23 protein-coding genes and 4 pseudogenes are annotated in these 26,868 nt (G+C 50.5%); 20 read left to right on the top strand and 7 right to left on the bottom strand.

All coding sequences use genetic code 11. From position 1 onward, the window contains the following. Window positions 1-79 precede the first annotated feature (79 nt). Together BRO54_RS06390 and BRO54_RS06385 are read right to left on the bottom strand one after the other, a co-directional pair. Window positions 80-1,018, bottom strand: a pseudogene (locus BRO54_RS06390) (IS110 family RNA-guided transposase); the annotation flags it as partial. Between the two features lie 428 nt (window positions 1,019-1,446). Next, the gene (locus BRO54_RS06385; protein ID WP_074043457.1) at window positions 1,447-2,421 is read right to left on the bottom strand and encodes an ABC transporter substrate-binding protein; all 975 of its coding nucleotides are present in this window, start codon (window positions 2,419-2,421) and stop codon (window positions 1,447-1,449) included. A 200-nt stretch (window positions 2,422-2,621) separates the two neighbouring features. On the opposite strand from BRO54_RS06385, the gene BRO54_RS06380 reads away from it, so the two are divergent. The 13 genes and pseudogenes from BRO54_RS06380 (at window position 2,622) to BRO54_RS06305 (ending at window position 16,859) form a co-directional block, all read left to right on the top strand. Beyond that, window positions 2,622-3,623 carry a FecCD family ABC transporter permease gene (locus BRO54_RS06380; protein WP_074043456.1) on the top strand — a complete coding sequence of 334 codons (1,002 nt, stop codon included), beginning with the start codon at window positions 2,622-2,624 and terminating at the stop codon, window positions 3,621-3,623. Then, window positions 3,620-4,672, top strand: a complete 1,053-nt coding sequence (locus BRO54_RS06375; RefSeq protein ID WP_074043455.1) for a FecCD family ABC transporter permease — start codon at window positions 3,620-3,622, stop codon at window positions 4,670-4,672. The genes BRO54_RS06380 and BRO54_RS06375 overlap by 4 nt, the downstream gene beginning before the upstream one ends. 16 nt (window positions 4,673-4,688) lie before the next feature. Continuing rightward, the gene (locus BRO54_RS06370) at window positions 4,689-5,501 is read left to right on the top strand and encodes an ABC transporter ATP-binding protein (RefSeq protein ID WP_074043454.1); all 813 of its coding nucleotides are present in this window, start codon (window positions 4,689-4,691) and stop codon (window positions 5,499-5,501) included. Further along, window positions 5,501-6,241, top strand: coding sequence for an IucA/IucC family C-terminal-domain containing protein (locus BRO54_RS06365; protein WP_074043453.1), 741 nt, complete (start codon window positions 5,501-5,503; stop codon window positions 6,239-6,241). Before BRO54_RS06370 ends, BRO54_RS06365 begins: the two co-directional genes overlap by 1 nt. A gap of 134 nt (window positions 6,242-6,375) precedes the next feature. After that, a complete protein-coding gene (locus BRO54_RS06360; protein WP_074043452.1) occupies window positions 6,376-8,355 on the top strand; it encodes a putative bifunctional diguanylate cyclase/phosphodiesterase in 1,980 nt (659 codons plus the stop codon). Window positions 8,356-8,432: 77 nt separating this feature from the next. Beyond that, a pseudogene (locus tag BRO54_RS06355) lies at window positions 8,433-8,715 on the top strand (DUF5634 family protein). A gap of 54 nt (window positions 8,716-8,769) precedes the next feature. Next, window positions 8,770-9,225: pseudogene (locus tag BRO54_RS20890) on the top strand (GNAT family N-acetyltransferase). Continuing rightward, on the top strand, window positions 9,222-9,374 hold the full coding sequence (locus BRO54_RS06345; protein WP_074043451.1) for a peptidase U61: 153 nt from the start codon (window positions 9,222-9,224) through the stop codon (window positions 9,372-9,374). The pseudogene BRO54_RS20890 and the gene BRO54_RS06345 overlap by 4 nt, the downstream one beginning before the upstream one ends. A gap of 36 nt (window positions 9,375-9,410) precedes the next feature. Further along, window positions 9,411-10,037 carry a histidine phosphatase family protein gene (locus BRO54_RS06340; protein WP_074043450.1) on the top strand — a complete coding sequence of 209 codons (627 nt, stop codon included), beginning with the start codon at window positions 9,411-9,413 and terminating at the stop codon, window positions 10,035-10,037. A 478-nt stretch (window positions 10,038-10,515) separates the two neighbouring features. Then, window positions 10,516-12,450 (top strand): PAS domain-containing hybrid sensor histidine kinase/response regulator, encoded by a 1,935-nt coding sequence (locus tag BRO54_RS06330; protein ID WP_084544545.1) that lies wholly within the window; start codon window positions 10,516-10,518, stop codon window positions 12,448-12,450. Window positions 12,451-13,109: 659 nt separating this feature from the next. After that, window positions 13,110-13,580: an EAL domain-containing protein gene (locus tag BRO54_RS06315; protein WP_239691216.1), complete on the top strand. Its 471-nt coding sequence runs from the start codon at window positions 13,110-13,112 to the stop codon at window positions 13,578-13,580. Window positions 13,581-14,011: 431 nt separating this feature from the next. Then, window positions 14,012-16,045, top strand: a complete 2,034-nt coding sequence (locus tag BRO54_RS06310) for a flagellar assembly protein A (RefSeq protein ID WP_074043449.1) — start codon at window positions 14,012-14,014, stop codon at window positions 16,043-16,045. A 73-nt stretch (window positions 16,046-16,118) separates the two neighbouring features. Then, window positions 16,119-16,859 carry a LytR/AlgR family response regulator transcription factor gene (locus BRO54_RS06305; protein WP_074043448.1) on the top strand — a complete coding sequence of 247 codons (741 nt, stop codon included), beginning with the start codon at window positions 16,119-16,121 and terminating at the stop codon, window positions 16,857-16,859. A 414-nt stretch (window positions 16,860-17,273) separates the two neighbouring features. Here BRO54_RS06305 and BRO54_RS06295 read toward each other — a convergent pair whose 3' ends face one another. Genes BRO54_RS06295 through BRO54_RS06285 form a run of 3 tightly spaced genes read right to left on the bottom strand, consistent with a single transcriptional unit; the run spans window position 17,274 to window position 19,618 of the window. Beyond that, window positions 17,274-18,668, bottom strand: a complete 1,395-nt coding sequence (locus BRO54_RS06295) for a nucleoside recognition domain-containing protein (protein ID WP_074043446.1) — start codon at window positions 18,666-18,668, stop codon at window positions 17,274-17,276. Beyond that, complete coding sequence (locus tag BRO54_RS06290) at window positions 18,637-19,371, bottom strand: FeoB small GTPase domain-containing protein (RefSeq protein WP_074043445.1); 735 nt, start codon at window positions 19,369-19,371, stop codon at window positions 18,637-18,639. The genes BRO54_RS06295 and BRO54_RS06290 overlap by 32 nt, the downstream gene beginning before the upstream one ends. Continuing rightward, window positions 19,364-19,618: a FeoA family protein gene (locus tag BRO54_RS06285; protein ID WP_011230980.1), complete on the bottom strand. Its 255-nt coding sequence runs from the start codon at window positions 19,616-19,618 to the stop codon at window positions 19,364-19,366. The genes BRO54_RS06290 and BRO54_RS06285 overlap by 8 nt, the downstream gene beginning before the upstream one ends. Window positions 19,619-19,855: 237 nt before the next feature. Here BRO54_RS06285 and BRO54_RS06280 point away from each other — a divergent pair, with 237 nt between their 5' ends. Continuing rightward, window positions 19,856-21,844: an acetoacetate--CoA ligase gene (locus BRO54_RS06280; RefSeq protein ID WP_074043484.1), complete on the top strand. Its 1,989-nt coding sequence runs from the start codon at window positions 19,856-19,858 to the stop codon at window positions 21,842-21,844. Window positions 21,845-22,219: 375 nt separating this feature from the next. Here BRO54_RS06280 and BRO54_RS06275 read toward each other — a convergent pair whose 3' ends face one another. Further along, window positions 22,220-22,606, bottom strand: coding sequence for a hypothetical protein (locus BRO54_RS06275; RefSeq protein WP_074043444.1), 387 nt, complete (start codon window positions 22,604-22,606; stop codon window positions 22,220-22,222). A 161-nt stretch (window positions 22,607-22,767) separates the two neighbouring features. Between BRO54_RS06275 and BRO54_RS06270 the strand changes: the two genes are divergently transcribed. Genes BRO54_RS06270 through BRO54_RS06260 form a run of 3 tightly spaced genes read left to right on the top strand, consistent with a single transcriptional unit; the run spans window position 22,768 to window position 25,300 of the window. Further along, entirely contained in the window at window positions 22,768-23,739 is a 972-nt protein-coding gene (locus tag BRO54_RS06270) for an ABC transporter ATP-binding protein (RefSeq protein ID WP_074043483.1), read from the top strand. Next, complete coding sequence (locus tag BRO54_RS06265; RefSeq protein WP_074043443.1) at window positions 23,736-24,509, top strand: ABC transporter permease; 774 nt, start codon at window positions 23,736-23,738, stop codon at window positions 24,507-24,509. Before BRO54_RS06270 ends, BRO54_RS06265 begins: the two co-directional genes overlap by 4 nt. A 2-nt stretch (window positions 24,510-24,511) precedes the next feature. After that, entirely contained in the window at window positions 24,512-25,300 is a 789-nt protein-coding gene (locus BRO54_RS06260; protein ID WP_074043442.1) for an ABC transporter permease, read from the top strand. Window positions 25,301-25,343: 43 nt separating this feature from the next. Here the strand turns inward: BRO54_RS06260 and BRO54_RS06255 are convergent, their stop codons facing one another. Then, a complete protein-coding gene (locus BRO54_RS06255) occupies window positions 25,344-25,604 on the bottom strand; it encodes a hypothetical protein (protein WP_239691215.1) in 261 nt (86 codons plus the stop codon). A gap of 70 nt (window positions 25,605-25,674) precedes the next feature. On the opposite strand from BRO54_RS06255, the gene BRO54_RS06250 reads away from it, so the two are divergent. From BRO54_RS06250 to BRO54_RS06240, 3 genes and pseudogenes are all read left to right on the top strand, one after another. Next, a complete protein-coding gene (locus BRO54_RS06250; protein ID WP_074043441.1) occupies window positions 25,675-26,064 on the top strand; it encodes a MerR family transcriptional regulator in 390 nt (129 codons plus the stop codon). Next, window positions 26,043-26,234: an AMP-binding protein gene (locus tag BRO54_RS20450; protein WP_338029254.1), complete on the top strand. Its 192-nt coding sequence runs from the start codon at window positions 26,043-26,045 to the stop codon at window positions 26,232-26,234. Before BRO54_RS06250 ends, BRO54_RS20450 begins: the two co-directional genes overlap by 22 nt. Then, a pseudogene (locus tag BRO54_RS06240) lies at window positions 26,215-26,859 on the top strand (AMP-binding protein); the annotation flags it as partial. The gene BRO54_RS20450 and the pseudogene BRO54_RS06240, both read left to right, overlap by 20 nt. Window positions 26,860-26,868 lie beyond the last annotated feature (9 nt).

Below are 26,868 nucleotides of genomic sequence, written 5' to 3'. Positions count from 1 at the left end.
ACATAGATGGAGCATGGCAGCGACGTCTTTTCCAAGATATCCTTCCATGACCAAGCGAACAGCCATGACGCGTTGGCGCAGGGCAACATTTTGTCGTGCGCGTGCTCTTTCGCTTTCCGGCGCTTTCATGGTTGCCGGGGGACAATCCGGTCCATGAGGCCGCCCGTTCCGGCGTTTCAAAGACGCTCATGTCGGTTCCCATCTCGGCTATGATGACGGCGGCGGTTTGTTTTTTCACTCCGGGCATGGTCATCAGCAATTCGACTTCCTCGCGATACGGCTCGAGCAGGCGGTCGATGTGCTGGTCGACTTCTTCGATGAACTGCTCCAATTCCTCAACGTGTTTCCACAAGAGGCGAAGGAGACGGAGCTCGTGTTCGGTCAAGGTGCCGAGCAGCGAATCGTACACCGCTTGCTTTTTCTTTTTGAGCCTTCCGCGCAGGCATTGATCCAACTCGTCCTTGTCCACGTATCCCTTCTCAAGCAGCCGGGCAAGGATGTCTTTTCCAGAAACGCCGAAGAGATCGGAGAGGACCGAGCCGATTTTGACATTGGAAGACTCGAGCACTTTTTGAATCCGGTTTTTCTCCGAAGTCAGCTGTCCGACCCACTTTTTGCGGAGGCGGGTAAAATCCCGCAATTCGCGAATATCCGCTGGGGGGACGAAACTTTTTTCAACGAGTTCATGGCGGAGCAGCTTAGCGATCCACTCGGCGTCAGAGACATCGGTTTTTCTTCCCGGGACATTTTTGATCCGTTGCGGATTGGCCAGTGTCAAGTCGACATAGCCCTCGAGGAAGGCGAAGACCGGTTTCCAATACACGCCGGTGGATTCCATGGCGACACGGGTGACGCCATGTTCTTCGAGCCACTCCAGCAGGTCGCCAAGTCCCTTCGAGAACGTGGAGAAGGTTTGAATGTCCTTTTGAATGTGTCCATCTTCTTCCCATAGTGCGCAGGCGACGATGGTTTCGGCATGAACATCCAATCCTGCGCAGCGAGGATAGATGACATCCATGATGAAAATCCTCCTTTTCGATGATCGAGTGCGCAAACAGCGAATCCACGGGAGACATGCGGCAGTTTTCCGTTCGTCGTCACCTTTCCTCCGCATCGGGAAAGGGCGGACAATGGGTGGTGCACCCAGTGGATTCGAACGCTTTTCTGTACAGGGTCCAAGCCACCATTAAGTATAACGTCCTATTGAGCTGTTTGCGCCTACTCTTCATTATGGGAAGAAAAAGGGGATTTTCATGCCCGGGTGGAGGGCAAAACGTTGCCCATGGATCTTTTCCGTCTTAAGGCAAATTGTGATCATTCCGTCATAGTAAACTCCCAACTTTATGTCTTTGCCGGGCAGAGGAGTAATGAGTGCATGGCACATGGAAAAAGAGGGCTGTGCGGAAGGCGGATACGCACCCCTCCATACAGCCCTTGCTGAAAGCTTCACTGTTTTTGCAAGAAATATTTCTCAATATCATCCAACATCAAATGAGCCGCGAGCACACCGCCAGCCGTGTTCCAAATCGTGTCGCTCACTTTGTATACTTTTCCTTGTTTAGCGACATTTAAGTTTTTAAAGAGCGGGTCGTTGATCCATTCTTTTTCAAGTTCGCTCGCTTTGCCGTCCCCCGTCTCATATGTAAAGTAGAACAGGATGTCGCCATCCATTGCTGGAATGCGTTCTCTCGTCACGCCGGTTTCCGCAAAGTCGTTTACGTTTTGCGATTCCGGGCGGGCGAAGCCAAGTTGATCCAAAATGACGCCGGAGAACGAGTCTTTATGGTAAATGCGCACGTCGCCGGCCATAAAGCGGACGATCGATACTTTCATCTTCAGCTTGTCGCCGAGTTTTGCTTTTAAGTCTTCAATGCGTTTGTCATATTCAGCAATGATTTGTTTCCCTTTTTCCTCTTGGTTCACGGCTTTCGCATACAGCATAAAGTTGTCTTTCCAGTTGCCGCGCAGCGTTTCTGAGAACACGGTCGGGGCGATTTGGTTCAACTGTTCATAAATTTTTTCATGGCGCATTTTATTGCCGATGATTAAGTCCGGTTTCAAGGCAGCGATCGCTTCGACGTTCGGCTCTGACTCCAAACCGAGTTCTTTGACGCCTTCCATTTTATCTTTAATATGGTCGTACCACGGATCGCCCGTCCACGATTTGACGGCGCCGACTGGTTTTACGCCTAACGCGAGGAGCGCCTCGGTTCCTTCGTTCGTCAAAATGACGACTCGTTTTGGCGTTCCTTTGATTTCGGCCGTGTCCATGGCGTGTTCGACCGTGTAGCTCGCTTCCGCTTTCGCCCCATTGTTTTCCGCTGGTTTGGATGTTTTTTCTTCCTGCTTTCCGCCGCAGCCGGCAAGAAGCAGGAGGGAAAGGATGAAGGCGGAAAGAAGGGTGAGATGCCTTGATTTCATTAGCTAATCCCCCTTTGAATTTGATAATGAATTTCATTTACGTTGATATAATAAATAAAATTGAGAATCATTGTCAACTATAAATGAAAAAATGATAAAAAAATCATAAGAAAATGAGAAAAAAACATTGACGATGAGAGTCATTATCAAATAGACTTGACGATAGAGATATAGAAAATGAAGCAAGGGAGATCTCAGAGATGCTGGCGACAAACCGTCAAAAAATGGTTGGCCTCATCGGTTTGCTGATTGTGCTGCTTGCCGCCATGTGGATGAGCATCGTTTGCGGATATACCGACACGAGTTGGCGGCAGGCGGTGGCGGCTCTTATCGACAATAATGGATCGAATGCTCATTTAGTCGTGGCGACGGTTCGGCTGCCGCGAGCGTTGATTGCGGCTGCAGTTGGCGCCAGCTTGGCGATGGCCGGAGCGCTCATGCAAGCGCTGACGCGAAACCCGCTCGCTTCGCCAGGCATTTTCGGTATTAATGCCGGGGCCGGTTTTTTCATTGTTGTGATGGTCACCTTTTTTTCCATTTCTTCATTGCAAATGTTGTCTTGGGTCGCATTTATGGGGGCGGCGATGGCGGCGTTGATCGTGTTTGTGATCAGCGCCGCGGGGAAGGACGGGCTGACGCCGCTCAAAATGACGCTCGCCGGCACGGCGGTCGCGGCTTTATTTGCCTCGCTGACGCAAGGAATGCTGGCGATGAATGAAAAAGCGCTTGAAGAAGTGCTCTTTTGGCTGGCCGGGTCGGTCGCCGGCCGGAAGCTCGAGTTGTTGGCGGCCGTTTTTCCGTATTTGGCGGCCGCCTGGGCTGGGGCCATGCTGCTGGCGCGCCATGTCAACATCTTAGTAATGGGGGATGATGTGGCGAAAGCGCTCGGGCAACGGACGAATGTGATCAAGGCCGCCGTTGCGATTTTAGTCGTATTGTTGGCTGGCGGGTCGGTGGCTGTCGCCGGTCCGATCGGCTTTATCGGCATGATGGTGCCGCATATGGCGCGGGCGCTGGCCGGCGTCGACCACCGCTGGCTGCTCCCGTATTGCGCCTTGCTCGGCGGGATTTTGCTTCTTATGGCCGATATTGGGGCGCGCTACGTTCTGATGCCGCGCGAAGTGCCGGTCGGCATCGTCACCGCCTTGCTCGGCGTTCCATTTTTCATCTACATTGCCCGCAGGGGGATCGCCGCAAAATGAAAAAATACATCACGGTCCGAATGGGAAAACACATCTCGTTTTTCTATGACAAAAAAGCTGTTGCGGTGCTCGCCGCGCTCATAGCAGCGGCCGTCTTACTTTTCCTTATCAGCATTGGCAGCGGCGAAATGCGCATGTCCCCGCTTGAGGCCGCTGCCGCGCTGTTCGGATACGGAGAGGAAATTCATCAGACGGTGATTGTGACGTTCCGCCTGCCGCGCGTGTTGGTTGCCTGGATGGCGGGGATGGCGCTGGCTGTCGCCGGCGCGGTTTTGCAAGGAATGGTGCGCAATCCGCTCGCTTCGCCGGATGTGCTCGGCATCACTGGCGGAGCGGCGGCCGCGGTCGTTGGCTTTTTGGCGCTGTTTAGCGATGAAAACAACTCTTTGACCGTCAGCATCCACTGGCTGCCGCTTGCCGCCTTTCTCGGCGCTACGGCCGCTGCTTGGCTCGTATATATGCTGGCGTGGAAAAACGGCCTCGCCCCGCTTCGGCTCGTGCTTGTCGGCATCGGCGTTTCTGCGCTCATGCAGGCGTTGACGACACTGTTGATGATCACAGGACCCATCTATCGGGCGAGCCAGGCAAACGTGTGGATTACGGGCAGTGTGTATGGTGCTTCTTGGCAGCACGTTTCGCTCATGGCGCCATGGGTCATCGGACTGCTCCTTGTGGCGATATTGGCCGCGCGGCATGTCAATGTGCAGGAGCTGGGCGATGAGCTGGCGATTGGGCTTGGCGGCGCGGTCGAACGGCAACGGCTAGGACTTGTTTTGCTTAGCACCGCGCTCACCGGCAGCGCGGTCGCTTTCGCCGGCGGCATCGGCTTTGTCGGGCTGATGGCGCCGCATATGGCGCGCCGCCTTGTCGGTTCGGCGTTTGGCGCTCTTCTTCCGACCGCTGCGCTGTTAGGCGGTGTGTTCGTCATGGGGGCGGATTTGGCTGGGCGGCTGCTGCTTGCGCCGACGGAAATTCCGGCTGGGGTGTTTACCGCCGCGATTGGAGCGCCATATTTTATTTATTTGTTGTACCAGAATCGGAAAGCATAAAAAGGAGGGGGTTCGCGTGTCCGCACTGCAAGCGAAGGAGTTGACACTATCATACGGCGAGACGACCATTATTGACCGTTTAGACTTGACGATTCCAAAAGGAAAAATAACGGTGTTCATCGGCGCGAACGGCTGCGGCAAGTCGACGTTGCTGCGCGCCTTGGCCCGGCTGCTAAAACCAACAAGCGGCGCTGTGCTGCTGGATGGAAAAGAAATCGCCAAACAGCCGACAAAAGAAATCGCCCGCCGGCTCGCCATTTTGCCGCAATCGCCTATGGCTCCGGAAGGACTGACCGTGTTGCAACTTGTGAAGCAAGGGCGCTACCCGTATCAAACGTGGTTCAAGCAATGGAGTGACGAAGATGAGCGGGCGGTCGAGCGCGCTTTGGCGGCAACCAGGCTTACAGAGCTGGCCGAGCGGCCGGTCGATTCGCTTTCCGGCGGACAGCGCCAACGCGCATGGATCGCCATGACATTAGCGCAAGAAACAGACATCATTTTGCTTGACGAGCCGACGACGTATTTGGATCTCGCGCATCAAATCGACATTTTAGATTTATTGTTTGAGCTGAATGAAAAGGAACAACGGACGATCGTCATGGTGCTTCACGATTTGAATTTAGCGTGCCGCTACGCCCACCATCTCGTCGTCATTCGCAATAAAACGGTGTATGCCGAAGGGAAGCCGGAAGACGTCATTTCCCGCCAGCTCGTGAAAGACGTGTTTCAGATGGATTGCCAAATCACGTACGATCCGATCTTTGGCACCCCGCTTTGCATCCCGTATGGGAAAGGGAGGCGCATTTTACAGAAAGAAGGCGTATCATGATGAGACTGCGTGAAGACGAAATGAAAGCGTTGGAAACGTACCGTTTTTCAAGCGGGGCGGCTGATGGCGCCACATCATCGATGTTGTTTGCCCAGTTGCTTAATAATGACGACCAGCTCGTTAAGTATGTCGCGCATGTGCGCGCTGAAATGGGGGCGGCGAACGATGCTGTCTCGGCGTCGATGCTCGTCAAACGATTAAGCTTTTTGGCACCGATGACGCTATACGCCATGTCGGTATGGAACAAGCGGCTTGTGCTCGATCCTGGGCGAATTTGGCTTGACACGGACGGCGAAGGGGAGATGTGGATGCCGCGGTTTCGCTTTGAGCCGCCGGAAGCGGAGGCGTGCCGTGGAGAACGCAGTCGTTGGCGAGAACAAGTCGTGCGCGATGTGTTTGCTGGCTTGTTTGCTCCGCTGGTCGCCAAGCTGCGTCGCCTGACTCGTGTGTCGCCGCTTATCTTATGGGAAAACATTGCGATTTATGTGTATTGGGTATATGACCGATGGCTTGAGGACGAGTTGCTTGCCTCGATCGCTGACCGGCTTCGCGACGATTTCCACTTCCTTGTTTATGAAGCCGACGGCCGCCTGTTTGGACAAAAAGACAACCCGCTTCGCCGCTTTTTTAAAGGAGCAAGCGGCATGCAGCGGACGACGTGCTGCCTGTACGTGCACACAAAAGGAGGGACGTGCTGCCAAACGTGTCCCATTCGCGCCCGCCAGCGGCAAACCGGGTGACCGGTTGTTGGCGGGCCGTTTCATGTTTTTGGAAAAATATTTGCGAAATTTGTTGATTTTTGCCGATGTTTTCGCAAAAATGGAAGTGAGAGCAATGGGTTATTTTATATGATGAACGGCGAGGTAACGATCGCATGGACAAATATACGGCCTTTTTCCATCACTTCACAGAAGCAGTGGTCATCTTGAATTTGCAAGGCGTGATCATTTACAACAATCCGGCTTTTGTCGGCTTGGCGCTGAGTGAAGAAGAACAGAGGACGCTGTCCGTCGAAGGACGGGCGTTGGTTGAACGGGTGAAACAGCGCCCGGCTGCCTTTCGCTGGGAGTTGCTTGACGGCTTATTGGTTGCGGGCGTGTCGCCGATCATCGGTGAAAACGGACAGACGGCCGCCGTCTTATGCGTCCTTCGCCGCCAAGCGGAGGAGAGCGGCCTGCAAGCGCGGCTTGCCGAAGCGGAACGGCGTCTGCAGCTGATTGTTGAGCATTCGAACGATTACGTGTTGATTTTTTCTCCCAATCGTGAATTGTCATACATTCCGCCGTCATGGAAGCAAAAAACAAACAAGCGTCTTCCAGTGTCATACGAAGAGGTGCTGACGTTTGTCCACCCTGATGACGCCCCGGTCGTGGCACAAAAATTGGCTGAGCTGTACGATACATACGAGACGCAATCCGCCGAATTTCGCAAGCAAGGCGAGAAAGGCGAATGGGTTTGGATGGAGGCGCAAGGGAAGGCGATCATCGATGAGGCGGGGACGCTCGATTGCGTCATTGTGACAGTGAAAAACATCAGCGAGCGGAAGCGGTACGAAGAAAAGCTGCGCCAACTTGCCTATTTCGATTCGCTCACGGGCATCGCCAACCGCAGCTATTTCGAGCGGCACATTCATGAGCTGATCGCCAGCCAGACGCCGTTTGCTCTTTGTTATTTAGATTTTGACAAATTCAAATGGATCAACGATCATTTTTCCCATCAAGCCGGCGATTACTTTTTGCGCGAGGCGGTCAAGCGCGTCGAGCGAGTGTTGCGCCAAGGCGATTTTTTCGCTCGCATCGGCGGCGATGAGTTCGTTCTGTTGCTGCCGAACATAACGAAAACAGAGATGACTGCCTTGGCGGAACAGCTTGTCAGTTCGTTTCACGAGCCGTTTTATTATGAAAAACAGCTGATCCAGTCAACATTGTCGATCGGCATCGCTTTTTTCCCGAAAGACAGCGATCGGATCGAGCAAGTGATGAAATATGCCGATCAAGCGTTGTACGAAGTGAAAGAGCGGGGGCGGAACGGCTATGCCTTTTACCGGCCGACCGAGCATCGGCACGCGGTGATCGAGCAAGATTTGCCGTTTGCCATTATGCGCGGGCAGTTGTATTTATGCTACCAGCCGAAAGTGCAACTTGCTAAAGGAAAGGCGATGGGGATTGAGGCGCTTTTGCGCTGGCGTCATCCGTCGCTCGGTGAGATTCCGCCGCTTGATTTCATTCCGTTGGCGGAGGAAAGCGGGTTTATTTTTGAAATTACGTTATGGGTGTTGGAACAGGCGTGCCGCCAAGTGAAAGAGTGGAAAAGAAAATTTCCAGGCCTCAAGCTCGCAGTCAACTTGTCGCCGTTTTTGCTCAATCGTCCGGAGCTCATCGAGCATGTGAAGCGCATTTTGCGGGAGACGGGGCTTTCGCCTGATCAGCTCATTTTGGAAGTGACCGAAAGTGGACTGATGGAAAACATCGAAACAGGGCGGCACATTTTAACCGAGCTTCAGCGGCTCGGCGTGCAGGCGGCGATCGACGATTTCGGCACCGGCTTTTCCTCGCTCGCATACATCCGCAATTTGCCAGTGTCGCTATTGAAAATCGATCGCAGTTTTATTCAAGGCATTGCGGAAAATTCGAAAGATGCAACGATCGTTGATACGATCATTCATTTAGCAAAAAGCCTGGATATCGAAGTGCTCGCCGAAGGAGTGGAGACCGAATCGCAGGTGGCGCTTCTTTCGCAAATGCATTGCGACTATGCGCAAGGGTTTTACTTCAGTCGCTCGCTCGAGGCGGAAAAGTTGCAGCAATGGCTTGAGGCGTACAACCGCACGGCCTGCAATGGGCCTTCGTCATAAGTCGGTCATTTCCACTCATGAGTTTCCTCGGCTTGTCGCAAACTACACTTGATGACTAGGCAAGAGGAGGAAAAACCATGGAATTTGCGCCGCGAAGCGTCATGATCGAGGAGTTCATCGACACGCTCGAGCCGATGATGGAAGCCTATGGACTCGACCAAGTCGGCATTTTTGAAGAGCATGGTGAAGGCAATCGCTATTACCAAAGACGATGAGATGATCACCATTCACATGCCGTTTGTAAAAAACGAACGCGGTGAACTGGCGCTCGAGAAGCAGGAATGGACCGTCCGAAAAGACGGCCGAGAGAAAAAAGGCTTTCATTCGCTGCAAGAGGCGATGGAGGAAGTCATTCATTGAAAGATAAAGCGGCCGGGGTTCGGCCGCTTTTTAGCCATAGAAAGGGGGAGGCGCATGATGATTGAACTCAACATAGCAGACTACGAAACGGCCGTTAAGGTGCTGCACCTACAGCCGCGCGCGTATACGATCGAGGCGAAGATCATCGGCAGCACGGCGCTCCCGCCGCTTCACGATACGATCGCTTCTCTGCAACGATGCGGCGAGCGCTTTTTCGGCTATTTTTAAGGCGAACGGCTCGTTGGGGCGATCGCTTGCGAGCGGAATGGGAAGATGCTTCACCTTTGCCGGCTGATGGTCGACCCGGATTGTTTCCGCCAAGGGATCGCCAGCGCGTTGCTCGACTTTGTCATCAAGCAAGAGCCGTCGATAAGCGAGATCGTCGTGACGACCGGAAGCGGCAACGCGCCGGCCATTCGCTTTTACAAACACCATGGGTTTCGTGCCATCGAGCGCATCGAAACGCCAGAAAGAATCGAGTTAACGAAACTCGTGAAACGAAGCCGATGACACGCGGGTACGAGTTTCCGGTTGTGTATGATGCCGATTTTAGCCATACAGATCCGATGGCAGTGTTGCCAAAAGGCATTCAAGCAGAGATGAAAACTGACAAAAAAGGATCTGTTGCGTTTCGCTTGCCTGAGCGGGCGGTTGAATGATCGATAGATGGATAGAGAGGAGAAACAAAGGAAAACATGGGGACAACCTTGTATTTGACAAGACATGGGGAAACGAAGTGGAACGTCGAAAAGCGGATGCAAGGATGGAAAGATTCGCCGCTCACGGAAAAAGGGCGGCAAGACGCCATGCGGCTTGGAAAGCGGCTTGAAGCGGTGGAGTTGGCCGCGATTTACACAAGCACAAGCGGCCGGGCGCTTGAGACGGCGGAGATTGTCCGCGGCGGGCGGCTTATTCCGATTTATCAAGACGAGCGGCTGCGCGAGATTCATCTTGGCGATTGGGAAGGAAAGACGCATGACGAGATTCGGCAAATGGATTCGGTTGCGTTCGACTATTTTTGGAACGCGCCCCATCTGTACGCTCCACAGCGAGGCGAGCGGTTTCTCGATGTACAGCAGCGGGCGCTTGAAGCGGTGCGGCGCATCATCGAGCGGCACGAGGGGGAGACCGTCTTGATCGTCACCCACGGCGTCGTGCTGAAAACGCTCATGGCGGCGTTCAAAGACACGCCGATTGACCACCTGTGGTCGCCGCCGTATATGTACGGCACGAGTGTGACGATCGTTGAAGTGGACGGTGGGACGTTTCACGTGGCCGTTGAAGGAGATGTGTCACATATTGAGGAAGTAAGGGAAGTATAGCGCTGAATAATTGATTAAGACAGGAAGGACGGGCGCTTGACCGCTGCTCGTCTTTTTTTGTGAAACAACAGCTTCTTAAATATAGGTCATAACGATCCATCGCAACAATGTTGGATGGCTGACTCCATTGTTACGTAGGGGTTGCGGCTATGAAAACGGAGATGTCTATGCATCATCATCCGTTTTTTTGTTTGTCTGTCGATCGCTATTTCATTTTTCGCTTCGTTTTTGACATTGTTTATCCTGTTTGTTGCCTGCCGTGTAAAGAACGATCAGTTTTTAAAAAAGGCGGTTCGTTCCGTTGTCCTGGGAGGAGGAATCGCAGCAATGCATTATATATCGATGAAAGGAACATTGTTCCAACTGCCTTATGACCAAGAAATAATGCGAGCGGAATCGGCATCCTTGATTTCGGTTAATAGTTTGGCTTACATCCTCGCTTTTATTACAATGGCTATATTGATCATGACTAATGTAATTGCTTATCTCGAACGGCGTGAAGTTTTGCGAAAAAAAAAACTTTACTGAAGCTCATTACAAATGTTTAGTCGATTACAATCCGCATCTTGTGTTGTCTGCTGGCCTTAATGGAGAAATTGTAAGCATCAATCCAAAGGCGATGGAGATCCTGCATGTTCATCAAGATGCACCGTTGACCAGTTTATACGACCTATTTTATGAGCATGATGATGAAAAAATTGATGAATGTTTAAGAAAAGTAGAAAAAGGTCAATCGTGCTTCTTTAAGGCTTCAGTGAAAACGTCTCGGGAAGAAAGAGTTGTCATGGAGTTTACTTTTATTCCGATAGTGGAAGAGAAAGATGTCATAGGGTTGTTTGTGGTGGGAAAAGATATTACAGAGCTAATAAAATATCAGGAGCGCATCAAAAAAGTGCAACGAGATTTATGGAATGCCATGTGCCAGCAGCAAGGCATGATTTTTAAATTTGTGAAAAGAGGGGAAAGTTTTATTCATACGTTATGCGGAGGGGAATTACTCAATGATTTCGGCATAGATCCTAAACAAGTGCTAGGTAAGAGATTACATGATTTTTTACCGAAGCCTATTGCCGATCAAAAAGAACAATATTATCGGTATACATGGGAAACCGGGGAAACATTGTACTATGAGGGGAATATAAACGGGATTGATTATTTAGTCAGTTTACGTCCCATAAAAAAAGATGGCAAAGTGATTGAGGTTGTCGGCTCGGCGATTGATATTACAGAAAGGAAAATGATGGAGCAAGAGATGCTGCGGGCAAAAGAGGAGGCAGAAAGAGCCAATCAAGCAAAATCCAACTTAATTTCGCGCATGAGCCACGAAATTCGAACGCCATTGAACGGAGTGCTAGGGTTCGCCCAATTGTTGGAGATGGACCCTTCCTTAAACGGCCGGCAGCGGGAGTTTGTGCAAGAAATATTGGGAGGTGCCCGCCATTTATTAAATTTAATCAACGAAATGTTAGACTTGGCAAGGATCGAAACAGGAAGGCTGCCCTTAACTTATGATGTAGTCCATCCGGACGACATTATTAAAGAAAGCATTAAATTAGTCGAACCGTTAGCCAATAAGAAAAACATCGATATTCAAGCTCGATCGAGCTTTAGTGAACAAGTGTATTTATACACAGATGCGACGAGAGTGAGACAAGTGTTATTAAACTTGCTTGACAATGCCATTAAATACAATCGTGATGGCGGTACCGTCCTTATTGAAGGGAAATATGATCAGGAAAAAGTGGTTATACATGTAAAAGATAATGGGATAGGCATCCCGGATGAAGAACAAGAAAATATCTTTGAACCATTTTATCGCATAAAAGGCACTCATGTCGACGGCAATGGCATTGGGCTCGCTTTTGTCAAGCAGATTATCCGTCTTTTGGGCGGCACGATTGAGGTGAAAAGCAAGTTGGGCGTGGGAAGCGACTTTTCGTTCAGCCTTCCGGCTGTCAGTTATTTTCACGGCTGGCCGCATTCATCACGAAACAAACCGGTGAATCAGGAGAGGTTATTGAAGCTCGGAAACAAAAAAATTTTATACATCGAAGATCATATATCCAACTTGAAACTGTTGGAGCATATATTGAAGCCGTTTCCCAATCTTTTGTTAACGTTTGCCTGCAATGGCGGCGAAGGCTTGCAAAAGGCTATCAGTGGCTGGTTTGATTTGATTCTCATCGATATTCATCTCCCAGATATAAGCGGATATACGGTGTTGGAAATGTTGCAAAGCGATGAACGAACAAAGCATATTCCGATGATTGCGCTCAGTGCCAATGCGGTACCAAAAGAGATTGAAAGGGCTTTAAAAGCAGGATTTACGGATTACATGACAAAACCGTTGGAGGTAAACGTGTTTCTTGAAAAACTAATAAAAATATGGGAGGAAAAGCGCCCTCATAAGTAAGGGGCGTTTTTGCATTTTATGACAAGAAATAACAGAAACGAGAGTTGAACATGTCGTAAAAAGTCGAAAAAAAGGTCTAATATGTCCTTTTATGTGTTGATAAGGGCTGTATAGATGCTTGATGTGCGTGAACGAAGTTAGACAGATGCATGGAAAAAGGTTATATTGAAAGCTAAACGAAAGGTATTAGGCGAATTTTCATGTTCGTCGACTAGTATGATGCAGGGCGAATATCCTATGAAAGGATAGTGAAAGTGTGACTTTAGTCTCCATCCGAAAAATGATCGACAAACAACAGTTTGAACATGTGTACCAGCCGCTGTGGGACTTGTTTAACTGGAGCATCTTTGGATATGAATCGCTGTTGCGGGTAAACGGGATCAATAACGTTGAGCATCTCTTTCAAAAGGCTCGGGAGGAAGGATGTTTATACGAACTGGATCGCGTACTGCTGGAAAGTTCCATCTTTCAGTTTCCTTTTTTGGAGAATAAGGGAAGGCTGCTTTTTTTAAACTCATATTTCGCAACCTTTGCATAATATACAAAAAAACAACCCGGATATTCGCATAAAAATAATTTTTTATACAAAAATTGTAAAATAATTAATTTTTATTCGGTCAAATCGGGCTTATTTCGAATTTTTATTCAGGGTGCGAAATGTGAGTTTAAATGTATATCCCTCCACTATTTTGCATCATGAATTTAAACCGTTTTTGAAAAGAGTAGTTGAACGCTTTCCGTATATTGAAAACCGAATTGTGTTCGAATTGAACGAGACAAAAGAAGAAGAGGGTATATGGAAGGATGGAGAGTTAAAAGCAGCTATAGAGTTGATGAGAGGGTATGGTTTTTACATTGCTATTGACGATGTTGGCAAAGGGGCATCGACCTTGCAAAAAATTATTGAATTGCAGCCTGATTATGTGAAGTTGGATCGGTACTTTGCTCAAGGGCTGGCAGCCAATGAAGAAAAACAAAAAATGGTCAGTTTGTTGGCAAGCTACTGCGGCCGCAAAATGGTGCTCGTTTTAGAGGGAATTGAGGAAGAAGTGGATCTCGCCCAAGCGAAGCTTTTGAGAGTGCCGGCAGCGCAAGGGTATCTTTTAGGAAAACCGGGTAAGTTAACATAAGCGAAAGATCAATACTGGCAGGTGTATAAACATACTTAATACGTGCAATTGCGGTTTCGGCGACACACCGTTATGGATCGAGGTTGGAGTGCGGAAAAAATAAAGCCGTTTTTGGTTTATGCAGCAATCCGAACGGGCATGGCCATGACTACCGGCTTGACGTGACGGTGAAAGGACCTGTCAACCTGCTTGCTGGCATCACCGTGAACATGAAGGTGGATAGTGGCGAAACTTTTTAAATTAAAAAGCTTCTTTCGTCATTCCTAATGAAGAAACCGTTCCGGGTCGTCTGCCGGATGGCTGGTTTTGTCCGTGTACAACGGGGCCACCCAATCGTGAATGACGGAAAAATCCACGGCTTCGTTGATTTGGCGCAGAATATGGCTTTTGAGTGCATTAGGAAAAATAGTTGTTGCCAAGGGGGAGCGGCGATGGGGCAAACGATCATTTCGAAAGGAAAAAACATCGATGAGGCCATTCACGTCGGCTTGGCGATTTTGCAAAGCAAACGCGAAGAGGTGCATGTTGAAATCATCCAAAAGGAAACTAGAAGAATTTGGTTTATCGGTTCCCAACCAGCCATTGTCAAACTAACGAAGATAGAAAGGCAAACGGAATCATCAGGCGCTGTCAAAGAAGAGAAATTTGGTTCAACAAATGCGAATGAGGCGCAGATCAAAGCAACAGAAGATCATTTGAGTGGAAAAGCATGGGTGCGAGGAGGGAAAATTTTTTATCGTTCGTCGCCGTTATGCTATCCTACTATTACTGTAGGGCAAGGTGTTCTTCTGTTAAAAAATGGACATCCAGTGGCTGGAACGACGGTTGTCACTGAAGGTGACCAATTAGAAATACAAACTACAGAGGAAACGGTCGAAACGAAATGGGATATTGTCCTTGATGAAGACAAGTTGCACGCCATTTTGCACATAGAGCCGGGGATGAAAAAGCGGTTTCGAATTAAAGATGCCTCCCCTGATTACCATATTGAGTTAAAAGCCGAACAGCATATTGAAATACAAAATACACTTGAGTACAAGTCAGTTTTGCAAAAACTAAAATCGCTGAATATTGTTCAAGGATTTGATTTTACCGCGATGGCTGAAGCAGCGAAGGCGACAAAACCGGGCGATTTTGTCATCGCTAGAGGGGTGAAACCGCAGCAAGGAAAAAACGGTTGGGTGGAGTTAACGGTCAATTTGGACAGTAAACAGGCGGGGCCGAAACTTCGGGAAGACGGCACCGTTGATTTCCGTGAAGTAAACAATATTCCTTCCGTTCATCCGGGACAAGTCATCGCGATCGTTCATCCTCCGATCCCGGGCGTTCCGGGCGTGACGGTGACGAATGAGCCGATTCTGCCTAAACCTGTTCACCCGGTGGCTGTCCATTTAGGAAAAGGTGTAACAGCAATTGAAAATGGGACGAAAATTGTAGCGTTGGCTAGCGGGCGGCCGGTTTTTCGGCAACAAGGACTCGATGTGCATATATTTATGATGGACAAGCTTACTCATCAAGGCGACGTCGATTTGAGTTCAGGCAATATTCGGTTTCATGGCGACGTCGACATTACCGGCAGCGTCGAAGACGGGATGAGCGTCGAGGCGGAGGGCAATATTACGATATTCCAAAATGTCACTCGAGCGACGATTACGTCAAAACAAGCTGTCTTTATCAGACAAAATGTCATTGGAAGCATCATCTCGGCGGGAACAGGCCATATACTGGCTTCCGAGCTCGCACATTTGTTAATGACAATTGAAGAATATATTGAAAGAATGATTTCCTCTATAAAACAGTTAGTAAGTTCTCCAGCGTTTAAAAGGATAGATTGGAAACAGAACGGACTGTTCCCGTTGATTAAGCTTTTAATGGATCATAAATTCCGCTCTTTGGCTGTGACAGGACAAAAGTATATCGAAACGGTCAGGAAAAGCGGCCGCCAGCAGCTTCACCCGGTTTGGCTCGATTTGGCCGAGCGGTTTCAACTCTGTTTTTTCTCGAGCATCCCGAACGAGCTCCATTCCCTTGAACAGCTCGCCAAGCTGCTTGAGGACATAAAGGCAACAACGAAACAATATGCGGACACAAATGACGGAGACAGTTATATCGAGATGGCCTACGCGTTGAATAGCACGATCTACTGCAGCGGCGATATAACCGTTTTTGGCCAAGGGTGCTATAACTGCACCATTCATTCCAATGGTTTTCTAGATATAAAAGGGACCATGCGCGGGGGTCGCGCTTACGCCCGAAAAGGAGCGTTGATTCAAGAAGCCGGTTCGGATTCCGGAGTGGTTACACGCATCGTAGTGCCGCATGGCCAAACGGTGAAATTCGGTGTCGTAAAAGAAGGGACGATTGTCCAAATTGGAAAAACATCCTATACGTTTCAAAAAGAACACCGCCAAATTGAGGTCGTGTTAGATGAGAACGGTCAAATCATTTTGGACGAAAAAAGTTGAGGGGGATATAAATGTTCTGTTAATCGAGAGATCACTAGTTGGAATAGGAGGATAGAAAGAAGGGAAGGAAGCAATGAATGATTTAAAAATCGTGATTGCTGATGATGATGCGTCTTCAAGAACGATTTTGCGGCATTTTATCCATTTATTCCCCAATTACGACGTTGTGGCTGAGGCGACAAGCGGAGAGGAGTTTTTGCAGCTTGTCCTCCAAGAACAGCCGGATATTGTATTGGTCGATATCAATATGCCTGGGCTCGATGGCATGGAGGCGGTCAAAATATGCAGGCAGCTTTTGCCTGCCCTCCAGGTGATTTTTATTACTGGATACGATGAATTTGCCGTAGAGGCTTTTGAAGTGTCCGCTACGGATTATATCGTGAAACCGATTGAGCGAACGCGTCTCTTTTATGCGTTGGAAAAGGCCCGCAAACTGATTGAAATGGCTAAGCAATGCGCCGCTGTAAAAGCGAAACAGCCGAGCAAAAGGCTTGGAATCCGATCGAAAAACTCTATTGTTTTGTTGCCGATGGAAGATATTTTATTCGTGGAAAAGGAAAGCAGAAAAACGGTCATTCACACGGCAAATGAGCAATATGAAACAACGGAGACGCTGAACGAAATTGAAAGGGAGCTGGACAATTGTTTTTTTAAGACTCACCGATCTTATATTATCAATTTGAAAAAAATAGTAAAAATTACGCAAGTTGGCGAAACGTATTTGGCTCATTTTTTCGATAGTGAGAAAGTCGCATATATTTCGAAACTGAAATTTCATGAAGTGCAGAGAAGAATTTTCGATATGAATAATTAGGTGAGTTTTTCAGCAGAAAGCAGAGAGCAGCATGGAATTGCTGAAAGACAGCGCTGGGCACCCTACAATCAGCATAGGAATCGTTGTTTGCCCATCGGATGGAAACACCTCGAAAAAGTTGAGCCTCCACGCCGACCAGGTCTTTATGAGGCAAAGGGTGAGCGCAACAGTTATAAGTTTTACGGCCGGAATGTTCGAAAACTGTCAAGTAGACTCTGTATGATCTGCAGGTGTTAGCAAAGAACATCAATGCCAAAAATGAAGGATGTCCTCAAAAAAAAGCGGGACATCCTTCTTTTATCGCGAAATATATGTCAGCACTACTTACTGAGAAACCCTCTCCCCTTGAAACAAAAGGTGAGAGAGGAGAAAGTTCGGAGCGGGACAGCCTGTTAAGCCAGTCTCGAGAAGAGATCAAATAAGCCCCGACCATCTCGCCAGCTGTGCGGTCGTAAAGGTGACCGCAATGGCAATCGCTGTCGGCAAGGCAAAGGCGACGAACGTCCATTTCGCGCTTTTCGTTTCTTTGTAAATGTTGACGAGCGTCGTGCCGCATGGGTAGTGAAGCAGGGAAAACAGCATCATATTGAGGGCGGTGAGCCACGTCCAGCCGTGGTCGAGCAAAATTCGTTTTAGAGAATGCAGGCCATCGACTTCAGTGAGCGCCCCCGCGGATAAATAGCCCATCAGCAAAATCGGCACGACAATTTCATTGGCTGGCAAGCCTAAAATGAACGCCATCAAAATGTAGCCATCCAATCCCAATGCTTTGGCAAATGGGTCAAGCCAGTCGGCTAAATACGCCAGCACGGTCGTATCTCCCACGTGAAGGTTGCCGAGCACCCATGTCAGAATGCCGGCCGGCGCCGCAACCGTTACCGCCCGTTTCAGCACATAGAGTGATTTGTCGAGGGTGGCCCGGATGATCGTGTCCATGATTTTCGGGCGTCGGTACGGCGGCAGCTCCAGAGTGTAATGGGTCGGAATGCCGCGCAAGGCCGTCTTGGATAAGACCCATGAAACGGTCAACGTGACGATGATGCCAAACAACACCATGGCGACGACCACACCCGCCGTAACGAACGTTTTCCATCCGCCTGTATAGCCGGCTGCCATAAATAAGGAAGAAAGCAGGATCAGCGTCGGCCAGCGTCCATTGCAGGGGACGAAGTTGTTGGTCAAAATGGCCAGCATTCGTTCGCGCGGTGATTCGATAATGCGCGTCGACATGATGGCCGCCGCGTTGCAGCCGAAGCCCATGGCCATCGTCAGTGATTGTTTGCCGTGTGCCCCCGCTTTTTTAAACAAGCGATCCATGTTAAAGGCGACACGCGGCAAGTAGCCGTAATTTTCGAGCAAAGCGAATACGGGAAAGAAAATCGCCATCGGCGGCAGCATTACGCTGACGACCCAAGCCGTGCCGCGGTATAGGCCAAGTACAATGAGGCCGTGCAGCCAGTCGGGGGCGTGAATCGCTTGAAAGGCCATGGTGAGATACGTTTCGATTGTCCCGAACAAGCGGGCGAGCGAATCGGAAAATACGTTGGCGCCGGCGATGGTCACGTAAAGGACAGCGGCGAGCAGCGCCAGCATAATTGGAAATCCCCACCGCTTCGATGTGACGATCCGGTCAATCTGTTCCGTTCGATCACGTTTCACGCTGTTTGTATGGGTGACACATTCCCGATAAAGCTCGGCCGATGTTTGAAAGATGGCGGCAACGATTTGCTCGCGCACATTGTCCGGCGCCAATGATTTCGCTTCTGTCATTAAGCGGTCAAATCGATTTGATGGATCCGCAGCAGGCATACGCGTTCCCCTCCTTGATCAATGGTTGCGGCGGCTGTTTCAGCGCTTGAAGCAGCGATGTATCGCCGTCAAGGAGACGAAGAGCAATCCAGCGAGCAGGATACGTGTCTCCCATCACTTCTTTAACGAGTGGAAGAAGTTTGGCAATGCCTCGTTCGATTTCCGGACTGTACCGGATGGAAAGCGGGTTGGTGTTGATGCGGCCATGCGCCATGGCATCCACCGTATCAAGCAGTGCATCGATTCCTTCCCGGTTGCGGGCCGAGATCGGCACGACCGGCACGCCGAGTCGGGTTGCTAATTTTTTTGTATTGATCAGGATGCCTCTCTTTTTGGCTTCATCCATCAAATTGATGGCGATAATGACGCGGTCGGTCATTTCCAATACTTGAAGCGCCAGATTTAGGTTGCGCTCTAATGCCGTAGCGTCGACCACAACGACCGTGACGTCAGGACGTTGAAACAGGAGAAAATCGCGCGCCACCTCTTCATCGGCTGAATTGGAATAGAGCGAATACGTTCCCGGCAAGTCGACGATCCGGTACAATGTGCCGCGGTGGCGGCATTCTCCTTCGGCATGAGTGACCGTTTTCCCGGGCCAGTTGCCGGTATGTTGGCGCAGGCCCGTTAAGACGTTGAACAACGTGCTTTTGCCGGTGTTTGGATTTCCCATTAAGGCAATCGTATACGTCATATCAGTCATGGCTGATCTTCTCCCCGTAAATATAGTCACTTTCTTCTTTCCTTAATGCGATCGTCGTTCCACAAACGCGATAGGCGGTCGGGTCGCCAAGCGGGCTTCTTTGTCCAACCTTCACTTCCCCGCCGGGCACAAATCCCAAATCAAGCAACCGCCTTTTTAACATAGGATCAGGAACATCAACCTTTTCGATGCGAAATCGATCGCCCGGTTTCATATCGGAGAGGCGGCAACGTTTTCCTTGTGCCATAAAAGTTTCCCTCCGGTTAATATTTTTTATAAAAGACATTTTTTTTACTTAGACCAACTTTTGTGTTTATCATATTCCAGTCGCCTCGCTGTTGTCAACAAATTTGTTTCATCTTTTTCTGACAGAGTTGTCGAACCAACAACTATTCAAAACAGTAGGAAATCATGTTATTATATGAATAGTCTGAACAAACTATCGGCAGAAAGGCGGTGACGGCGTCCATTGACGCACGATGAAATGAAAGCGATTACGGAAGGGACGATTCTTTGGCAGCCGACGGAGGAACAAATCAAGAGCTCCAACCTTCATCGATATATGGATTGGTTGAGAGAACATAAAGGGCTCTCCTTCTCTTCATACCGCGAGCTGTGGACATGGTCGGTCGAGGAGCTTGAGTCATTTTGGGAAACCGTTTGGGAATATTGCGGTGTTCAGGCGGCAACGCCGTATGAGTGTGTGCTGCGGGAGCGGAAGATGCCAGGGGCGGAGTGGTTTCCAGGCGCTACGCTCAACTATGCGAAACATATTTTCCGGCATGCGCGCGCCGACCGCCCGGCCATCATTTTTCGTTCGGAACGCGTGCCGTACCGGGAAGTGTCATGGCAGGAGCTGACCGAAAAAACGGCGGCGATCGCCAAAGCATTGCGAGCGATGGGAGTGAAGCGCGGCGACCGCGTCGTCGCCTATATGCCGAACATTCCCGAGACGGTGATGGCGTTTTTGGCGTGCGCCTCGATCGGCGCCATTTGGTCAAGCTGCTCGCCGGATTTTGGCGCCGGCAGCGTCATTGACCGGTTCGCGCAAATCGAGCCGACTGTCTTGTTTGCGGTCGATGGCTGCCAATACAACGGCAAAGAGTTTGACAAAATGCCGGTCGTATCCGAATTGCGCGCCAAATTGCCGTCATTGAAAAAGACAGTGCTGCTTCCGTATTGGCGCGGGCAGATGGAAGCACCGGATGAGGGCGTCGTGCTGTGGGATGATGTCGTGGCGGACAAGGCGGAGCTCGTCTATGAAGACGTTCCGTTTAGCCATCCGCTTTGGATTTTGTATTCTTCGGGAACGACCGGTTTGCCGAAACCGATCGTCCAAGGGCATGGCGGCATTTTGCTTGAACATTTGAAAGCATTGACTATTTCGGAAAACTTGACGAAAGACAGCACGTTTTTCTGGTTTACGACGACCGGATGGATGATGTGGAACTTTTTGATCGGCGGACTGCTGGCCGGGTCGGCCATCGTGCTCTATGACGGCAGCCCGACGTATCCAGACGGCAACGTCCTATGGGATTTGGCCGAAAAGGCGGGCATCACCCATTTTGGCACAAGCGCGGCATTTATTAACGTCTGCATGAAGCTCGGCCTGAAGCCAAAAGAGCAATATGACTTGTCAAAGCTGAAGGCCGTGCTCTCGACCGGTTCGCCGCTTACGGTCGAAGGGTTCGCATGGGTGTATGAAAACGTCAAGGACGATATTTGTCTAGCGTCATGCAGCGGGGGAACGGATGTGTGCACCGCGTTTGTCGTCGGCTCCCCCATTTTGCCGGTGCGCGCCGGCGTCCTCTCGTGCCGCGCGTTGGGCGCGGATGTGCAGGCATTTGACGAAAACGGTCGGCCGCTTGTCAATGAAGTCGGTGAACTTGTCATCACAAAACCAATGCCGTCGATGCCGCTCTTTTTCTGGAACGATCCAGACGGCGAACGGTACCGGAACAGCTATTTTGATACGTACCCAGGCGTTTGGAAGCACGGCGACTGGATTAAAATTGACGAACAAGGGGGATGCGTCATTTACGGACGCTCCGACTCGACGATCAACCGCGCCGGCGTCCGCATGGGCACGAGCGAAATTTACCGTGCGGTCGAAGCGGTCGACGGGGTGTTCGAAAGCCTCATTGTCGATTTGGAAATGATGGGCAAGCAATCGTTTATGCCGCTGTTTGTCGTCCTCAAGCCGGGCGCAGTGCTCGATGACGAGCTGAAAGAACGCATCCGCCAATCGATTCGGCAACACGTCTCGCCGCGCTTTGTTCCAGATGAAATTTACGAGGTGAAGCAAATTCCGAAAACGCTAAACGGCAAGAAAATGGAGATTCCGATCCGGAAACTGCTCTTAGGCTTCCCGCTCGAAAAGGCAGTCAACCCGGGCTCAATGGCCAATCCAGAGGCGCTCGACTTTTTCCTCGAGCTGGCGAAGACGCTGGCGGCAAAGACGCAGACAAGCTGAAATGCGAAAGGTTGTTATTAAGTGACGACGCTTAATAACAACCTTTCTATGTATTAGTGATTATAAGTAAAGGAGTCGGGGGCATGGAAGAAAGCAAGCGGACTAGGCTAGTTTGGAAATCCATCGGTGATTGAGGAGCGGACGATGGTGAAAGGGGTGTTGGGCCGATGAGACGAGACCGTGTCCGTTTTCATGATGAGAAAGTCCGGAAGATCCGTTTAGGAGAACCTTCCGGGCTTCATTTGCGGCGAAGATGATTCGGAGTTTTAGTATGACGTAAGCAGGGGAATGTTGTTTGATGATGGCTATGTTCACACAGGATATGGAACAAGCGTTAAACGTCGAAGAGATCAAGGAAATGGAGCGGACTGACGTCTAGTACATATTGAGCGCCGTTTTGACGCGCTTGATCTCCTTTTTGTTTTCAAACAGCTCTTCGACCAAAATTTTTTGGCCGTTGGCGACATCGGTGAGCCGTTTGTCCATGTCGGCCACTTGCTGGCTTAATTGGTTGAGTTGTTCATTGGTTTGCTGTGCTTGTTTGGCGAGCTGCTCGACTTGCTCATGGGTTTGCTGTACTTGATGGTTGAGTTGCTGCACTTGGTTGTGAAGCTGCTGTACCTGTTCGCCAAGTTGTTCGACTTGCTCGTTCGTTTGTTGCACCTGTTGGCTAAGTTGTTGTACTTGTCTATTTGTTTGTTGCAGCTGCTCGGCAAGTTCTTTAATCGCTTGCCAAATCATTTCATTTGAGATCGCTCCCATTCGACAATCCCCTTTCTGGTTCGATTCTCCTTCTATTATACATGACGAAAGAAAGAGATGATAGAAGAAAGATGACGAAACGTTTTTCTTTGCGGCGCGTCCTTCGAATGTGATATAACAAAAGAATGTCAGTAGTATGCACATACTGGAGGATGAACATGGTGATCCGTGTCAGCCATTTGCATAAATCGTTCCGCGTCCATCGCCGCGAAGCGGGATGGCTTGAGGCGGCGCGCAGTTTATGGCGGCGCGACTACCGCGTCATTGAGGCGGTGAAGGACGTTTCGTTTACGATTGAAAAAGGGGAGATTGTCGGCTTTTTAGGCCCAAACGGGGCGGGGAAAACGACGACGATGAAAATGCTTGCCGGCCTCTTGCATCCGACATCAGGAGAGATCACGGTCGGCGGCTTTGTGCCGTTTGAGCAAAAGCCGGAGTTTAAAAAAATGATGAGCTTAGTGATGGGACAAAAAAGCCAGCTCATTTGGGACATTCCGCCGATGGAGACGTTTTTGGTCAATAAAGCGATTTATGACATCGACGATCGGTCGTTCCGCCAGACGCTCGAGGAGCTTGTTGAGCTATTGGATTTGGCGCCGCTGTTGGACAAGCCGACGCGCAGTCTGTCGCTCGGGCAGCGGATGCGCTGCGAGCTGGCGGCGGCGCTTTTGCATCGGCCGCAAGTGTTGTTTTTGGATGAGCCGACGATCGGGCTTGACGTTCATACGCAAGAAAACGTGCGTCGCTTTATCGTTGACTACAATCGGGAGCACGAGACGACGATTTTGTTGACATCGCATTACATGGGTGATGTCGCAGCGCTTTGCGACCGGGTGATGATCATTAACTACGGGCGATTGATTTACGACGGGGAACTGTCAGTGCTGACGGAGAAGCTGGCGCCGTACAAGCGGTTGGAAGTCCGGTTTTCACGGGTTCCAGACATGGATTGGGGAGAGTATGGCGAAGTGGCGGAAATCGAAGAAGGAACAGTCGTATTGCGGGTGGCGCGCGAGAAGGCGGCGGGGACAGCAGCGCGGTTATTAGAGCGGTTTGATGTCCGCGACATCAATATTGAAGACCCGCCGCTTGAGGAAGTGATTACGCGCGCGTTTCAGGAGGAGCGTGTATGATTCGCAAATATATTGCTTTGTTGCGGATGAAATACATCGAAATGCTCGCGTATCGTTTGGCGACGTTCGTCTGGATGACGGGCGCGATCACGCAGCCGCTGATCACGATGTTTGTCTGGATGAACATTCATCCGGAAGAGAGCGAATCGTTTGTTTTTTATTTTATGGCGGTCATTTTTGTCGAACGAATGACGAGCGCGTGGGATGTATGGGAGCTGGACCGCGAAATTCGCGAAGGGACGTTTTCGAATTGGTTGCTGCGGCCGCTTCACCCGATCCATTGGGCGATCGCGGAAAACATCGTTTACAAATGGTTGTTTGCTGTCATTTTAGTGCCTGTCTGGGTGGCGGCGGCGGTATTTTGGCCAGCGCTTCGCCCGCACATGACGGGAAGCCAAGTGGCGTTGTTTTTGACGGCGGTTGTGTTTGGCGCGGCGCTTCGGTTTTTGCTGAGCTACTCATGCGGGCTGCTCGCGTTTTGGGTGACAAAGGTGGCAGCTGTGTACGGCGTAATCGATGTTATTTCCTTGTTTTTGTCAGGACGGATCGCGCCGCTCGAGATGCTTCCGCCGGCGCTTCGCGAATGGAGCGAGTGGCTGCCGTTTCGCTATATGATCAGTTTTCCGATCGAAATCGCCACCGGGACGGCGGATGGAGGAGAGTTGGCGCGCGGCTTTGCAATCGCCGCTGGGTGGATGATGGCGCTGATTGGTGCTTTGCAATGGCTGTGGAAAGCGGGGATGAGAAAAAATCAGGCGGTAGGTGGATGAACATGCGGCGATACGGGCGGGTGTTCCGCGAGTTTTTCCGCGCTTGTTTGGTCGAGGAAATGGAATACCGGAGCGAATTTTTCGGCAATTTCATCGCCAGCTTTTTTGGCATCGCAATCGCTCTGTTGACCGTCCATATCTTTTTTTACCAGACGGACCGCTTAGGCGGCTGGACGTATGGGGAAGTGCTTGTGCTGCTCGGCGTCTTTAATACGCTGCGCGGATTCATCGATTTTGCGCTCCGCCCGAACATGCCAAGGCTGCTTGAGCATGTCAGGCGCGGCACGCTCGATTATATTTTGACGAAACCGGTCGACAGCATGTTTTACGTCAGCTTCCGCCACCTTGTCTTTTGGCGGCTTATCGATGTGGCGCTTGGCCTTGGCGTCATCGGCTACGGCTTGTATGTCGAACGCTACGTGCCATCGGCGGCGGACGTATGCATGTTTCTGATCGTGATGGTCGCTTCTCTTTTGCTTATTTATTCGCTATGGATGATGTTGATGACGACATCGTTTTGGGTTGTGCGCATCGACGATTTGTCGTTTATTTTTGATTCGTTTTTTGACACGGCCCGCTTTCCCGGCAGCATGTACCGCGGCGCGGTGCGGTTGGTGATTACCTACATCCTGCCGGCGGTGTTGATCACAAATACGCCGGCTTTGGCGCTGCTTGGAAAATGGCGTGTCCCGACAGCGCTTGCGGCTTTGGCTGCGGCCATTCTCTTTTTATGGCTGGCCCGTCGCTTTTGGCGGTTTGCCTTGCGCTTTTACACCGGGGCGGGCGGGTGAGGGAACGGCTCCCTAGACGGGGGCTTTTTTTCTTTGGTCATGGCTATTTGGCCAAGATATCGGCGGTGATCGGCAGTATATCGACGAGCATCATGCCGCTCGATTCGCTTCTGGCCGCCGTGAATGATGGGGAAGCGTTCCAGTGTTTATGACTCCAGCGTTCGGTTGACTGTTTCTTTCCTTGCATTGGCTCGGGATGCTCACCTTTCGCCGGCGACTCCCAGATCCATTTTTTTATATTGATGGTTGGATGGCGGAGAGAATGGACACAGAGAAGGGAGGATGATGGTTTCTTTGCTTTCATATCCGTTGACTTTTACGTCAACGTCAATTAAAATAAAATTCAGAATATTGATTCTAGAAAAGGGATGGCCATGCACTATTTCACCATTTCCGATTTGGCGCACGAGTTTGATGTGAGCACACGGACGATCCGCTATTATGAAGAACGCGGATTGCTCTCCCCGATTCGGACCGAGTCAGGGCAGCGGCTGTATACGAAAAAGGAGCGGGCGAAACTCAAGCTCATTTTGCGCGGCAAACGGTTCGGCTTTTCGCTTGACGAAATTCATGAGATGATTGCGCTGTTTGATGAGGATCGCACGGGGAAGAAACAGCTTGAAAAAACGGTGGAATACGGACGCCGAAAACTGAAGGAGGTGGACGAGAGGATTGAAGATTTGCTGCAGCTGAAGGCGGAGATGGAAGCGCTGCTTTCCGATTTTGAAAAACGGTTGTGTGAATGGGAGGAATCGGGTGGATGAACATTTCCGAATTGCTCGCCCGCAATGCGAGGAAATTTCCAGAGAAAACGGCGGTCATAGAAGGAGAATCAGCGCTGTCGTATGCCGAGGTCAACCGCATGGTCAATCGCTTGGCTTCGTCATTGGCTCGGCTTGCTGTCGGACGCGGTGAAGCATCCGCGGTTTGCTGAATACGACCTTTCTTTGGTCCGTTGTTGGATGTACGGCGGGGCGCCGCTGTCGCGCGAGGAAGTGCGGTTTGTCGCCGACTGCTTTGGTGCCGAGCGGATGATGTGTTTATACGGTTTGACCGAAGCCGGCCCGAACGGCACGTACTTGGCGCCTGAGGAGCATGCGGAGAAAGCGGGAAGCGTCGGCCGCTATGCCGCCCTCCATTGCGAAGTGGCGATTGTGGACGAAAACGGACAGGAAGTCGCGCCCGGCGAGGTCGGGGAGATCGTGCTGCGCGGCGAGAGCGTGATGAAAGGATATTACAAAGACGAGGAAAAAACGAATGAAGCGATCAAAAATGGATGGCTATACACCGGCGATTTGGCGCGCCGCGACGAAGACGGCTACATTTGGATCGTCGACCGGAAGAAGGACGTCATTATTTCCGGCGGTGTGAATATTTACCCGAAAGAAGTGGAAGATGTGCTGCGAACGCATCCGGCGATCGCGGACGTCGCCGTCATCGGCGTGCCGCATCCGGAGTGGGGCGAAACGGCAAAAGCATTTGTCGTGCTGAGCGTGCCGCTTGAACCGCTCGCGGAGGAGTGTAAGCGCTTCCTATCCGACAAGCTTGCTGGTTACAGACCTGCGAGC

Source organism: Geobacillus proteiniphilus, assembly GCF_001908025.1.
Taxonomy (GTDB): Bacteria; Bacillota; Bacilli; order Bacillales; family Anoxybacillaceae; genus Geobacillus; species Geobacillus proteiniphilus.
This window is presented reverse-complemented; position numbering and strand designations above follow the sequence as displayed.